Origin of the sequence: Pseudomonas sp. NPDC087814 (genome assembly GCF_044742865.1) — a bacterium.
In the GTDB taxonomy this organism is placed as follows: Bacteria; Pseudomonadota; Gammaproteobacteria; order Pseudomonadales; family Pseudomonadaceae; genus Aquipseudomonas.
In genome coordinates this window covers 88,871-101,302 of the sequence record NZ_JBIUVK010000010.1, presented here as the reverse complement: position 1 = coordinate 101,302, position 12,432 = coordinate 88,871, and the positions used below count along the sequence as shown (strand labels likewise).

12 protein-coding genes are annotated in these 12,432 nt (G+C 61.5%); 6 read left to right on the top strand and 6 right to left on the bottom strand.

Annotation, left to right across the window (positions count from 1 at the left end):
* Positions 1-61 precede the first annotated feature (61 nt).
* Positions 62-718, bottom strand: coding sequence for an alpha/beta hydrolase (locus ACIOMR_RS11070; RefSeq protein ID WP_177049056.1), 657 nt, complete (start codon positions 716-718; stop codon positions 62-64).
* A gap of 347 nt (positions 719-1,065) precedes the next feature.
* Between ACIOMR_RS11070 and ACIOMR_RS11065 the strand changes: the two genes are divergently transcribed.
* The 4 genes from ACIOMR_RS11065 to ACIOMR_RS11050 all read left to right on the top strand — a co-directional run bounded on the left by ACIOMR_RS11065 (position 1,066) and on the right by ACIOMR_RS11050 (position 5,234).
* Entirely contained in the window at positions 1,066-2,097 is a 1,032-nt protein-coding gene (locus ACIOMR_RS11065) for an amino acid ABC transporter substrate-binding protein (RefSeq protein WP_003216321.1), read from the top strand.
* A 72-nt stretch (positions 2,098-2,169) separates the two neighbouring features.
* Complete coding sequence (locus ACIOMR_RS11060) at positions 2,170-3,351, top strand: amino acid ABC transporter permease (RefSeq protein ID WP_003216323.1); 1,182 nt, start codon at positions 2,170-2,172, stop codon at positions 3,349-3,351.
* Between the two features lie 10 nt (positions 3,352-3,361).
* Positions 3,362-4,459: an amino acid ABC transporter permease gene (locus ACIOMR_RS11055; RefSeq protein ID WP_003216325.1), complete on the top strand. Its 1,098-nt coding sequence runs from the start codon at positions 3,362-3,364 to the stop codon at positions 4,457-4,459.
* 10 nt (positions 4,460-4,469) lie between these two features.
* Positions 4,470-5,234 carry an amino acid ABC transporter ATP-binding protein gene (locus ACIOMR_RS11050; RefSeq protein WP_003171943.1) on the top strand — a complete coding sequence of 255 codons (765 nt, stop codon included), beginning with the start codon at positions 4,470-4,472 and terminating at the stop codon, positions 5,232-5,234.
* A 61-nt stretch (positions 5,235-5,295) separates the two neighbouring features.
* Here the strand turns inward: ACIOMR_RS11050 and ACIOMR_RS11045 are convergent, their stop codons facing one another.
* Together ACIOMR_RS11045 and ACIOMR_RS11040 are read right to left on the bottom strand one after the other, a co-directional pair.
* Positions 5,296-5,778 carry a type II toxin-antitoxin system MqsA family antitoxin gene (locus tag ACIOMR_RS11045; protein WP_003216327.1) on the bottom strand — a complete coding sequence of 161 codons (483 nt, stop codon included), beginning with the start codon at positions 5,776-5,778 and terminating at the stop codon, positions 5,296-5,298.
* A complete protein-coding gene (locus tag ACIOMR_RS11040; protein WP_003216329.1) occupies positions 5,775-6,086 on the bottom strand; it encodes a type II toxin-antitoxin system MqsR family toxin in 312 nt (103 codons plus the stop codon). Before ACIOMR_RS11040 ends, ACIOMR_RS11045 begins: the two co-directional genes overlap by 4 nt.
* 159 nt (positions 6,087-6,245) lie before the next feature.
* Here ACIOMR_RS11040 and ACIOMR_RS11035 point away from each other — a divergent pair, with 159 nt between their 5' ends.
* Together ACIOMR_RS11035 and ACIOMR_RS11030 are read left to right on the top strand one after the other, a co-directional pair.
* Positions 6,246-6,905 carry a FadR/GntR family transcriptional regulator gene (locus ACIOMR_RS11035; protein ID WP_003216331.1) on the top strand — a complete coding sequence of 220 codons (660 nt, stop codon included), beginning with the start codon at positions 6,246-6,248 and terminating at the stop codon, positions 6,903-6,905.
* Positions 6,895-8,175, top strand: a complete 1,281-nt coding sequence (locus ACIOMR_RS11030; protein ID WP_087692825.1) for a CynX/NimT family MFS transporter — start codon at positions 6,895-6,897, stop codon at positions 8,173-8,175. Before ACIOMR_RS11035 ends, ACIOMR_RS11030 begins: the two co-directional genes overlap by 11 nt.
* On the opposite strand, the gene ACIOMR_RS11025 is transcribed toward ACIOMR_RS11030, so the two are convergent.
* From ACIOMR_RS11025 to ACIOMR_RS11015, 3 genes are read right to left on the bottom strand one after another with little or no spacing between them, the layout of a single operon-like run.
* Complete coding sequence (locus ACIOMR_RS11025) at positions 8,172-8,822, bottom strand: DUF1120 domain-containing protein (protein ID WP_087692824.1); 651 nt, start codon at positions 8,820-8,822, stop codon at positions 8,172-8,174. The two genes, ACIOMR_RS11030 and ACIOMR_RS11025, sit on opposite strands and share 4 nt — an antisense overlap.
* Before the next feature lie 15 nt (positions 8,823-8,837).
* A complete protein-coding gene (locus tag ACIOMR_RS11020; RefSeq protein ID WP_134327294.1) occupies positions 8,838-9,965 on the bottom strand; it encodes a DUF1120 domain-containing protein in 1,128 nt (375 codons plus the stop codon).
* A gap of 11 nt (positions 9,966-9,976) precedes the next feature.
* The gene (locus ACIOMR_RS11015; RefSeq protein WP_401194105.1) at positions 9,977-12,346 is read right to left on the bottom strand and encodes a fimbria/pilus outer membrane usher protein; all 2,370 of its coding nucleotides are present in this window, start codon (positions 12,344-12,346) and stop codon (positions 9,977-9,979) included.
* Positions 12,347-12,432: the final 86 nt, after the last annotated feature.

The window sequence follows — 12,432 nt, the reverse complement described above, 5'->3', positions numbered from 1 at the left end:
GTAATGCAAGAATCGGGCGCGGCGTAGTGCGTTGGTCATGCGGCTACACAATGGCTGGTTTTCAGCCCAGGCGGGCGGCCAACCAGCTGCCAATATCGTGTATCTCCTGGGGTAACACTTCATGGCCCATTGGGTATTCCTGCCATGCAACGGTGACACCGCGCGACTTCAAATGCTCATAGGCGCTGCGACCCATGGCGTTCTGCACCACGTCGTCGTATTGGCCGTGCAGGCACATCACCGGAATCCGTTGCTGGCTGGCCGATAATTCGAGTTCGTCACCGAAAGTGGGAGCGTAGGTGGAAAGGGCAATCACGCCACCCAAAGCACCCTGCCATTTCAGGAACGCGGTGTGGAACACCACGGCGCCACCCTGGGAAAAACCGGCAAGGAAAATCCGCGAGGCGTCTATCCCGCTGCTTTTTTGTTCCTTGATCAGGTCGGTAACCATTTTTGCCGAGGCTTCCAGCTCTTCAACACTGATGGAACGCGCCGGGCTCATGGCCTTGATGTCGTACCAGCTCGGCATCTCGTAGCCGCCATTGATGGTCACCGGGCGTGTCGGCGCCTGGGGCAGGACAAAGCGCGTCGACAGGAGTTTTTCCTGCAGGGCTTCGGCCACGGGCAGGAAGTCGTAGCGATCGGCACCCAGGCCATGCAACCAGATTACGCAGGCGTCTGCGGGCTTGGCGGGCTGAAGAATCAAGGGTTCGGTCATGTCTGCTCCATATATGTGCGTGCGCTCCGATTGAGTGCGTCGGAACGGTGCGCGACGGGTTGATCTGTTAAGAGAATGTCGCAAGGTTGAATCTTTTGCTCTTGACCATGGGCTGAAACGACTCAGCCATCAGTCTGGTACGGGGCTTGCTATATGAAACCCGATGTCAAGGCTCACCCCAGGCGGTAACACTATCAGTGACTGGCGCCTGTGGGATAGCAACTGGACTTAAAGCAAAAACCTCATGCTGTTTGACCCCAAAAAAAGCCAACACGGGTCGATGTCGCCTCATAAGGGTGCGGTGGGGTTTGAGCTCCGACACAACAAGAGCAAAACTGGAGGTTTGAATGAAGGTATTGAAATCCACCCTGGCCATCGTGACCGCGGCTACCGTACTGGGTGTCAGTGGTTTCGCCCAGGCTGGCGCCACTCTGGATGCCGTGCAGAAGAAAGGCTTTGTGCAGTGTGGCGTGAGCGACGGTCTGCCGGGCTTCTCGGTGCCGGACGCCAGCGGCAAGATCCTTGGGATCGACGCTGACGTGTGCCGTGCTGTTGCCGCTGCCGTATTCGGCGACGCAACCAAGGTCAAATTCAGCCAGTTGAATGCCAAGGAGCGTTTCACCGCGCTTCAGTCTGGCGAAGTCGACATCCTGTCGCGCAACACCACCATGACCAGCTCCCGCGATGCCGGCATGGGCCTGAAATTCCCGGGCTTCATCACCTACTACGACGGTGTTGGTTTCCTGGTGAACAACAAGCTGGGCGTGAAAAGTGCCAAGGAACTGGACGGTGCAACCATCTGCATCCAGGCCGGTACCACCACTGAGCTGAACGTTTCCGACTACTTCCGCGCCAACAACCTGAAGTACACCCCGATCACGTTCGACACCTCCGATGAAAGCGCCAAGTCGCTGGAATCCGGTCGTTGCGACGTACTGACCTCCGACAAGTCCCAGCTCTACGCACAGCGCAGCAAGCTGGCTTCGCCGAAAGACTACGTGGTACTGCCGGAAACCATTTCCAAAGAACCACTGGGCCCTGTCGTGCGTAACGGCGACGACGAGTGGCTGGCCATCGTGCGCTGGGTTGGCTACGCCATGCTCAACGCCGAAGAAGCCGGTATCACCTCCAAAAACGTCGAAGCTGAAGCCAAGTCCACCAAGAACCCGGACGTTGCCCGTCTGCTGGGTGCTGACGGCGAATACGGCAAAGACCTGAAAGTGAAGAAGGACTGGGTCGTACAGATCGTCAAGCAGGTCGGTAACTACGGCGAAGTGTTCGAGAAAAACCTCGGCAAGAGCACGCCTCTGGAAATCGATCGTGGCCTGAACGCTCTGTGGACCAACGGTGGCATTCAATACGCACCACCTGTGCGCTGATCGCTGATGGTTCTATCACCCGGTGGGCCAACCGCCGGGTGATGTTCTGTTCCATTATTTCTGGGGCACTTAATGCAAAATCAAATCGGCGCACCAAAACAGAAGCTCAGCTTCAGTGATCCAAAAGTGCGTGCGTGGCTATTCCAGATCATCACGATTGTGGCGGTGGTCTCGTTGGGCTGGTACCTGTTCAACAACACGCAAACCAACCTTCAACACCGGGGCATTACCTCGGGTTTCGACTTTCTTGAGCGCAGTGCCGGCTTCGGCATCGCTCAGCACCTGATCGACTACACCGAATCGGACAGCTATGCCCGGGTCTTTGTGATCGGTCTGCTCAACACCCTGCTGGTGACGGTAATCGGTGTGGTCCTGGCGACCATCCTCGGGTTCATCATCGGTGTGGCGCGCTTGTCGCCCAACTGGATGATCAACAAGCTGGCCACGGTGTATGTGGAAGTGTTCCGCAACATTCCGCCGCTGCTGCAAATCCTGTTCTGGTACTTCGCGGTATTCCTGACGATGCCGGGGCCGCGCAACAGCCACAACTTCGGCGACACGTTCTTTGTCAGCAGCCGTGGCCTGAACATGCCCGCCGCGTTGATGGCGGAGGGTTTCTGGCCGTTTGTGATCAGCGTCGTGGTGGCAATCATCGCCATTGTGCTGATGGCCCGTTGGGCAAATAAACGCTTTGAAGCCACCGGTGTTCCGTTCCACAAGTTCTGGGCCGGCCTGGCGCTGTTGGTGGTGATCCCTGCGCTGTGCGCTTTGGTGTTCGGCGCGCCGCTGCACTGGGAAATGCCCAAGCTGCAAGGCTTCAACTTCGTCGGCGGCTGGGTACTGATTCCCGAGTTGCTGGCGCTGACCCTGGCCCTGACCGTGTATACCGCGGCGTTTATCGCCGAGATCGTGCGTTCAGGCATCAAGTCCGTCAGCCACGGCCAGACCGAAGCGGCGCGTTCCCTCGGGCTGCGCAACGGTCCGACCCTGCGCAAGGTGATCATCCCGCAAGCCCTGCGCGTGATCATTCCGCCGCTGACCAGCCAATACCTGAACCTGGCGAAAAACTCGTCACTGGCGGCCGGTATCGGTTACCCGGAAATGGTTTCGCTGTTTGCCGGCACGGTGCTCAACCAGACCGGCCAGGCCATCGAGGTTATTGCCATCACCATGAGCGTGTACCTGGCGATCAGCATCAGCATTTCCCTGCTGATGAACTGGTACAACAAGCGCATTGCGCTGATCGAGCGGTGAGGAAACCTGCATGAGTACGCATACTTTCAAACCTGATATGCCGCCACCGAACAAAGTGTTCGGGCCGATGGCATGGATGCGCGCCAACCTGTTTTCCAGCTGGCTCAACACCCTGCTGACATTGCTGGCGTTCTACCTGATCTACCTGGTCGTGCCGCCGATCCTGCACTGGGCGATCCTCGATGCAAACTGGGTCGGTACCACCCGCGCCGACTGCACCAAGGAGGGCGCCTGCTGGGTGTTTATCCAACAGCGCTTCGGGCAGTTCATGTACGGCTACTACCCCGGCGACCTGCGCTGGCGTGTCGACCTGACCGTGTGGTTGGCCATCGTGGGTGTGGCGCCGTTGTTCATCTCGCGCTTCACGCGCAAGGCGGTCTACGGCCTGAGCTTTTTGGTGGTGTACCCGATCGTTGCCTACTTCCTGCTGCACGGCGGGATCTTCGGCATGACCAACGTGGCCACCAGCCAGTGGGGCGGCTTGATGCTGACCCTGGTGATCGCCACCGTCGGCATTGCCGGGGCCTTGCCGCTGGGCATCGTGCTGGCGTTGGGTCGGCGTTCGAACATGCCGGCGATTCGTGTGGTCTGCGTGACCTTCATCGAGTTCTGGCGCGGCGTGCCGTTGATCACGGTGCTGTTCATGTCGTCGGTAATGTTGCCGCTGTTCCTGCCAGAAGGCATGGGCATCGACAAATTGCTGCGGGCCTTGATCGGCGTGATCCTGTTCCAGTCGGCCTATGTGGCCGAAGTGGTGCGCGGTGGCTTGCAGGCGATTCCCAAGGGCCAATACGAGGCTGCGGCCGCGATGGGCCTGGGTTACTGGCGCAGCATGGGCCTGGTGATTTTGCCCCAGGCACTGAAGATGGTGATCCCGGGCATCGTCAACACGTTTATCGCGTTGTTCAAGGACACTAGCCTGGTGATCATTATCGGCCTGTTCGACCTGCTCAACAGCGTCAAGCAAGCCGCCGCCGACCCGAAATGGTTGGGCATGGCCACTGAAGGCTACGTGTTCGCCGCCCTGGTGTTCTGGATTTTCTGTTTTGGTATGTCCCGCTATTCCATTCATTTGGAACACAAGCTGGACACAGGCCACAAGCGTTAGGAGTTTTGTGATGAGTGAAGCGATCAAACAGCCTGTGAGCCCTGAAGGCATTATTCAGATGCAGGGCGTCAACAAGTGGTACGGCCAGTTCCACGTGTTGAAAGACATCAACCTGAACGTCAAGCAGGGCGAGCGTATCGTGCTGTGCGGCCCGTCGGGTTCCGGCAAGTCCACCACCATCCGCTGCCTCAACCGCCTGGAAGAGCACCAGCAGGGCCGCATCGTGGTCGATGGCGTGGAACTGACCAACGACCTCAAGCAGATCGAAGCGATCCGCCGCGAAGTCGGCATGGTGTTCCAGCACTTCAACCTGTTCCCGCACCTGACCATCCTGCAGAACTGCACGCTCGCCCCGATGTGGGTACGCAAGATGCCCAAGCGCAAGGCTGAAGAAATTGCCATGCACTACCTTGAGCGCGTGCGTATTCCGGAGCAGGCCCACAAGTTTCCGGGGCAGTTGTCCGGCGGCCAGCAACAGCGCGTGGCGATTGCCCGTGCGCTGTGCATGAAGCCGAAAATCATGCTGTTCGATGAGCCGACCTCGGCGCTCGATCCGGAAATGGTGAAAGAGGTACTGGACACCATGATCGGCCTGGCGGAAGACGGCATGACCATGCTCTGCGTGACCCACGAAATGGGCTTTGCGCGCACCGTGGCCAACCGCGTGATCTTCATGGACAAGGGCGAGATCGTTGAACAGGCGGCGCCGAATGACTTCTTCGACAACCCGCAGAATGATCGGACCAAGTTGTTCTTGAGCCAGATTTTGCATTGATCCATGGGTAATGCTTGAAATAATAAACCCGGCCTGGTGCCGGGTTTATTTTTGCCATCAATCAAGTTGTCGTCAGGGTCTCGTGCTCTTTATGTACCGTATGCACGGAATTGCGAAGATCTGCGCCTTCACTCAGGATTTTTGCTTCGACCAGCAAGTGGGGGTGACGCTCAAGCAAACGCATCAGGACTACCAGGGATTTGGGGGGCAATACCTCACCGCGCTCGTAACGAGATAAGGCGTTGTGGCCACCACCCGATAGCAGTTGTACCGTTTCTTTTTGTGAAAGGTGCAGTTTGCGGCGTATGCGCTTCATCTCGGTGCCGACCATCTGCCTGAAACTGTGAACGATTTCATCGCAGTGGTCTGAATAGCGTTCCGCGTCTTCGGGGTCCAGGATCACCTCTCCACATGCCTGGCACTCCCATCCAGACAGATCGTCTATACGGCGATGCAAACCTTTGACTTCCGATGTTTCGCTACGTCCTGAAAAGTGATGCATTCCGTCATGCCTGCCGCAGCTGAAGCATTGCTCTGTTTTCATGGGTTTTTCTCCTTGAAGGAGATCACCGGAGGTTTACCATCCGTGCGGTAGGTCACCTTGATGTAGATCTCCAGATCATGTGAGTGAATGTGATACACATCTTGCCAAACTCGATGGTCGTCATGAGTGGTCATCGACTTGTACAACATCGTGTTTTTCAACTCGAAAATGACCGCCTGCATTTGTTCGATGCTTAAATCAAGATCCTCGCCGCAACGGCGTGCGCTTTGAGTAAATGCTTGCTTTCCAAGCCGCCTGACATCCGCCTTTATCACCGCCAGATCGTAATGAGGTGTGTACTTTTCCATAAGACACCTGAGTCCAATAATTACCCTCTGAGGGTAATTTTACCAATCGAAAATACTGCTGCTTTGCCTGCCCAAGAACCCTAGTGCGTTGCCTTTGTAGGCAACTCCGAATAGGCTGTGGGAAAATTCATCCTATGATTGGATGAAAGGACGAAACCCATGACAGACATCGCCCCCCTGATCAAACGCTCCCTCGTCGATCAAGCCCTCGAACAGTTGCGCCAGCGCATCACCCAAGGCGTATGGGCCATCGGCGAACGCCTGCCCACCGAGCCCGAGTTGTCTGCCGAGTTGGGGATCAGCCGCAACACCGTGCGTGAAGCCATGCGCGTATTGGCATTCTCCGGGTTGATCGAGATCCGCCAGGGCGACGGCAGCTATTTGCGCTCCATGACCGACCCGCTGGGCGCGATGAAAGCCTTGTCCCACTGCACCCTGGCTCAGGCGCAGGAGACGCGGCAGATTCTTGAAGTCGAGGCAGTCGGCTTGGCCGCGTTGCGCCGCACCGATGAAGACCTGGTCGCTTTGCGCGCGGCCCTCAACGCCAGCGGCGACCATTACCACGGTGATCTTGAGCACTACATCAGCTGCGACCTGGTGTTCCACAAACGCCTGGTGGACGCGGCCCACAACCCGGCCTTGAGCGAGCTGTATCAGTACTTCTCGAGCATTGTCGGCGCGCAACTGCGCCAGACCCTGAACATCCAGCCGCGCCGGCAAGCGGTATTCGACCTGCACGGCGCCTTGCTCGATGCCGTGGAGCAACAGGACCCGGAACGCGCCAAGGCCCTGTCCCGGCAGTTGATCAATGAACCTTGAACCCGAGACCACCATGCCCCGTTCAGAAAATGCCCTTGATGAACTGCTGATCGACGCCGAAGCCGATGACGATGAGGTCCAGCACAGCCCGCCGGTGGTAAGCCGTCCGTGGTTGTTGCTGTTGGGCCTGATCCTGGTGGCGCTGAACCTGCGCCCGGCGTTGTCGAGCATGGCGCCGCTGCTCGCTGAGGTCTCCCACAGCCTGGGTCTCTCGGCGGCCAAGGCCGGGTTGCTGACGACGCTGCCCGTCTTGTGCCTGGGCCTGTTCGCGCCACTGGCTCCGATCCTGGCCCGACGTTTTGGCGCCGAGCGGGTGGTGCTGGGCATTCTGCTGACCCTGGCCGGCGGCATCATCCTGCGCAGTTCATTCGGTGAGGCCGGGCTGTTCGCCGGCAGCCTGCTGGCGGGCGCGAGTATCGGCATCATCGGGGTGCTGTTGCCCGGTATCGTCAAGCGCGATTTCGCCAAACAGGCCGGCACCATGACCGGCGTGTACACCATGGCCCTGTGCCTGGGTGCAGCGCTGGCGGCGGGATCCACGGTGCCGCTGAGTCATTACTTCGGCGACAGCTGGAACATCGGCCTGGGGTTCTGGATTCTCCCGGCGTTGGTCGCGGCGTTGTTCTGGTTGCCACAGGTCGGCCAGAAACACGGCGCGCACCAGGTGGCCTATCGCGTGAAGGGCTTGTTGCGTGATCCGCTGGCCTGGCAGGTGACCCTGTACATGGGCCTGCAATCCTCCCTGGCGTACATTGTGTTTGGCTGGCTGCCGTCGATCCTGATCGGCCGTGGCCTGAGCGCCACCCAGGCGGGCCTGGTGCTTTCCGGTTCGGTGATTGTGCAACTGGCCAGTTCCCTGGCTGCGCCCTGGCTGGCCACCCGCGGCAAGGACCAGCGCCTGGCCATCGTGGTGGTGATGGTGCTGACCCTGGGCGGCCTGTTCGGTTGCCTGTATGCACCGTTGGACGGCTTGTGGGGCTGGGCGATTCTGCTGGGCCTGGGCCAGGGTGGCACTTTCAGCCTGGCGCTGACCTTGATCGTGCTGCGTTCACGGGACGCCCATGTAGCCGCCAACCTGTCGAGCATGGCCCAGGGCATCGGCTACACCCTGGCGTCCATGGGGCCGTTCGCGGTCGGGCTGGTGCATGACTGGACCGGTGGCTGGAACGCCACCGGCTGGATTTTCGCGGTGATCGGCCTGGGCGCGATCATCGCGGGGTTGGGCGCCGGGCGTGCGCGGTATGTCGGCGTGACCAGCGAAAAGGTCTAGAGGTACAGCACTTCCATAGTGCTGGAACCATCGATATGCACGTCGCTGCTGAGGTCGAGATTGTTCTTGGCAGCGATCACCGTATCGACCCTGACCAGGCTGCTCAGCGTCTGGAAGGCCGTCGGCCCGCTGGTGCTGCCGACGGTGTCGGTAAAACCGAGAAAGCTGCGCGAACCGATGTCGATCGGGTTGCTGTTGGCGGTGCGCCAGGCGATCCCGCCGCTGGTGGACTCGGTGCCGTAAACCTCCGGCAGGCTGTCGATCACCGTCTGTTTGGGGTCGAAGGTCAGGGAGTACAGCCCGATCTTGTTGCCGCTCGGGTCCAGTCCCAGCCCGTAGTAGATTTCGCTGTTGACGTTGGCGGTGCCGTCGCGGTTGTCGCTCATGCGCAGGGCGTAGCGAGTCGCTGCCTCGCAGTTGATGGTCACGCTCAGGTAACGCACCGGCAGGCGTTTGCCGCGATCAATGTTCAACTCCTGTTGGGAAATCTTGCCGTAGTCGATCAGCCCGTTGCTCGACAGCGCCGGTGTACAGGCACTGGGAGTGAGCAAGCCGGTGACGCCGAGTTCGACACTGGAGGCTGCCGTGGCACCGCTGCTGAGGGTCAGCAGGGCAAGTGTTGCGAGAGAACGCTGGCGTAGGTGCATGACCATACTCCTTGATCAGAGGTAGATGATTTCAATCGTGCCCGAACCGTCGAGCAGTACTTCCGTACGCAGGTCCAGGCTGTTCATGGGGGACAGGACGGCGCGCACGCTGATCTGCCCACTCAGGTTCTGGATCGCGGTCGGGCCGGCATTGCTGCCGGGTAGAGCGGTAAAGCCGAGCAAACTGCTGCTGCCGATGGGAATGGGGTAGGCGCTGGAACTGCTCCAGGCCACGCCGCCAGTGGTGGAGTCGGTGCGATATACCTGGGGCAGGGCATCGGCGCGCAGGTCGAAGGGGTCGAAATAGAGGAAGTACCGGCCGATTTTATTACGGCTGTCGTCCACTCCCAGGCCGTAGGCGGTTTCGTCGATGCCGCCGGTGGCCGAGCCTTTGCGGTTGTCATGCATGCGCAAGGCGAAATGAGTCGGGCCGTCGCAGCCGATACTCAGCAGCAGGCTGCGGGAGACCAGCCCGGTTTCCTTGTCGGTGTTAAGGCTCCTGGACCACATACGGCCAAAGTCGATGATGCCGCCGTTGGACAGCGTGGTCTCGCAGGCCGCCGGAGCGAAGCCGGCTTGCAGCGACAACTCCCGTGCGCGGCCGCTGGCGACGGCGTCGATCAAGCCGCTGGCTTCCCAGGTCACCGCGTCGCGCACTTGCAGGGCGTCGGCCTGCGCCCAGGCATTGACCAGCAATTGCGCCGAGAAGCTGCTGCCGGTGGTCGGCGCACCGTCGCGCAACGGTACGATGGCCTGGTCGGGCCGCCAGTCGAGTGTCCTGCCCCTGGCACTGGGCGCCTGGCCTTGCCCGCTGGTCAACCCCAGTTCAACAGCCTGGCCGTCGAGTACCGCATCGCTGATGTGCACGCGGTAACTGCCACGCTCGGTAAAGCGGTAGCGCTCGGCGGTCGCGGCCAGGGCTCGGTAGAACACGTGCATATCGGTGGGCGTCGGGCAGTTCAGGTTGAGGCTCAGGCGGCGTTCTCCCAGCAGGATTTCTGCGCCGGGGTTGCGCTGCACGGCGCGGTTCATCACGCCGAAATCCAGGCGCGACTGGCTTAGGGTCAGTTGGCATTCGTCGGCGTGCGCCCGGCCCTGGACGATGGCGCCCAGGGCCAATCCCAGCAGTAACAATCGCTTCATCACAGTCTTCCTCATGGCATCACACAGCGGGCCGGGGCGGTTTCGAAATACACCTGCGGGTCGGCTTTTTCCGCGAGTTCAACCTGCAGTTCACAGCGGCTCATGCCCGGTGCCTTGACCCACAGGGGGCGTGGGTCCAGCACGTTCGGCAGGAACACCTGGCTGCCTTCCTGCACCAGGGTCACGAACTCGCCATCGGCGGTACTCACCGTGGCGCCACGGGGCAGTGGCGTACCGTGGTCGGTTGCCACCGTGAGCAAGGCGCGACGGGTCAGCGCCACGCCGAACTCCACGCGATCCACCGCGCCGCGCCCGGCGCTGATGACGGCCAGGCCGTTGCTGATATCGGCGTTGCGTGGCAGCGACTGGGTTTGCACTTCCACGGGGCTGCGCCCGTAGGCGGACACCTGCGGTACCACGGCCTGGCCCTGGAAGTCGGTCCATACCGGGCCGCTGGGTGTGGTGAGCTTGACCCCGGCCATATCGCCGACAGACACCAGCGCAAAGGTGTCGCGCACCGGGTAAGGCGAGAAGGTCACACCCCCGCTGTGGGCCACCACCGCACCGCGTGCGCCGCCCTGGTAGCTGGAACGTTCGGCGTCCGAGCGGCTGTAGTTCATGTCCAGTTGTGCATAGCGCGGCAGATAGGAGACGCCGAGGGTGGATTCCACTTGTTGGTCGCGGCTGTCGTGCTCGGCGCTGACCCGGTAACTGAGTTGATCGTTGACCTGCTCGTTCACCCCCAGGCCGATGCGATGCTCGCCACCGGAGTTGCGCACCCAGGAGCGCCCACGCCGGTTCTCACCCAGTGGCACGCTCAGGTTCAGGTACACCGCGTTCTCGTTATTCTGCCGGCCGCTGACCTGCCACTCGGCACTGGCCGACAGCGACACGCCGCGCACGCTGGTGCCCCATGAGGCCAGGGCACGGCTGCTGTTTTCGCCGTTGAACGTGGTGGTGCGCGACAGGCCGGCATTGAAGGCGCCCAGCCATGGATGGGCCCAGCCCAGGGCCAGGCTCTGCTGGTCGCGATAGCGGGTGAGGCGACCCTCGTCGTCCCGTGAGTCGTAGTAGGCGGCGTCTTCCAGCTCCCGGTAGCCCATGGTGCGGTGGGAGGCGCCGGCGGTGATCGACCATTGCCGGCCCAGGCGCTGGGACAGGCTCAGGTCGGTCTGTACGCCGCGTTCACCCAGGCGTTGGGCATCGGCAATCTGGGTCGACAGTTGTACCTGGCCGTCTGGCCACGGCAACAGGCCGAGGCTGGCACCCGTGGCACGGTAGTCTTCGGCGGCAAGTGCGCCGGCCCCCAGGCTCAGGCGCGGGTTCAACGCACCGCTCCAGCCGCCGCTGATCACCCACGGATCGTCGCCGCGCGTATCGCCGATATTGCGCACCCGGCCCGCCCCCAACGAGTAACCCGGGGCTGGCAAGCCGATGCCGAGCATCGCCGCCGGCACGGTGAAGCGCCGCTCTTCGCCGGTGCTTTCCTTGACCGTCACTTCAACGTCGGAGCGTGTGTTCAGGCGCCGTACGTCGGTGAGGGAGAACGGCCCGGCCGGCACCACCGTGGAGTGAATCAGCGCGCCGTTCTGGCGTACCTCGACCTGGGCCGGGCTGTTGGCGATGCCGCTGATGGTCGAGCCCTGTTCCTGGTCCTGCAGGGCCTGTTCGGTAAACAGCTGCATGCCGGTGATCTGCGCGGACGACAGCACCGGGTTGTAGAGGTTGATCTGCCCGGCCTGCAACACCGCCTGCTGCTCGGCGAAGGTGCGCTGGGCATAGGCTTCCAGGTGGGTACTGCGGGACCGGGAGTCTTGCCAGGTCTGGACCTGGCGGCTGCGCACGATCCAGTCGCCCGCGTTGAAGCCCAGCTCGGTATTGGCCGAGCCGAAGCGGCTGGCGTCGTCGCCATAACGGTTGTACAAACCGGTGAGGTCGTAGTTGAGCAAGCCGGCGAACCCTCCGGTTTCATAACCGGACAGCTCACGTTGGCGCGGGCGCAGGGCATCGGTGGGCACCATCAGGCTCACGCTCAGGCTGGCGGGGTCTTGCTCCACCACGGTTTGCGGGTATTCGCCGAGGAAGTCATGGCAGCGGCTGTCGGCCAGCGGGGCCGGTATCACCAGGTCGGCCGCGTCCAGCAGCGGGCGGTCGAAGCACAGCGCGCCCTGGCTGTCGAACTGCACATCGAGGCGGCCACGGCGCTGGCCGTTCACCGTCAGGCTCACGGCATGGCGGCCGCTGGTGTAGCGCGGTGCGTCGAGCAGCAGGTAGGCCAGCTCCGGGTCGATACCGCGCTGGTGCAGGGTTTGCGCGTCGAAGGCATCGGCCCAGGCATCGGCCGACAGCAACGCCATGGTCAGTGGCAGCGCGGCCCGCATCCGGGCGGGGCGTAAAGGACAGTCGGGCACGGCTTCGCCAGCCGGGTCAGTGGTTACTGTGTTCACGTAAAGGCACTCAGGTTATG

Excerpts from the sequence above, each read along its gene's own strand:
- ACIOMR_RS11020 (WP_134327294.1), bottom strand. The coding sequence starts at position 9,965 with ATGAAGCGATTGTTACTGCTGGGATTGGCCCTGGGCGCCATCGTCCAG.
- ACIOMR_RS11030 (WP_087692825.1), top strand. The coding sequence starts at position 6,895 with ATGAACCTTGAACCCGAGACCACCATGCCCCGTTCAGAAAATGCCCTT.
- ACIOMR_RS11065 (WP_003216321.1), top strand. The coding sequence starts at position 1,066 with ATGAAGGTATTGAAATCCACCCTGGCCATCGTGACCGCGGCTACCGTA.
- ACIOMR_RS11045 (WP_003216327.1), bottom strand. The coding sequence starts at position 5,778 with ATGAAAACAGAGCAATGCTTCAGCTGCGGCAGGCATGACGGAATGCAT.
- ACIOMR_RS11070 (WP_177049056.1), bottom strand. The coding sequence starts at position 718 with ATGACCGAACCCTTGATTCTTCAGCCCGCCAAGCCCGCAGACGCCTGC.
- ACIOMR_RS11025 (WP_087692824.1), bottom strand. The coding sequence starts at position 8,822 with ATGCACCTACGCCAGCGTTCTCTCGCAACACTTGCCCTGCTGACCCTC.
- ACIOMR_RS11060 (WP_003216323.1), top strand. The coding sequence starts at position 2,170 with ATGCAAAATCAAATCGGCGCACCAAAACAGAAGCTCAGCTTCAGTGAT.
- ACIOMR_RS11055 (WP_003216325.1), top strand. The coding sequence starts at position 3,362 with ATGAGTACGCATACTTTCAAACCTGATATGCCGCCACCGAACAAAGTG.
- ACIOMR_RS11015 (WP_401194105.1), bottom strand. The coding sequence starts at position 12,346 with ATGCGGGCCGCGCTGCCACTGACCATGGCGTTGCTGTCGGCCGATGCC.
- ACIOMR_RS11040 (WP_003216329.1), bottom strand. The coding sequence starts at position 6,086 with ATGGAAAAGTACACACCTCATTACGATCTGGCGGTGATAAAGGCGGAT.
- ACIOMR_RS11050 (WP_003171943.1), top strand. The coding sequence starts at position 4,470 with ATGAGTGAAGCGATCAAACAGCCTGTGAGCCCTGAAGGCATTATTCAG.
- ACIOMR_RS11035 (WP_003216331.1), top strand. The coding sequence starts at position 6,246 with ATGACAGACATCGCCCCCCTGATCAAACGCTCCCTCGTCGATCAAGCC.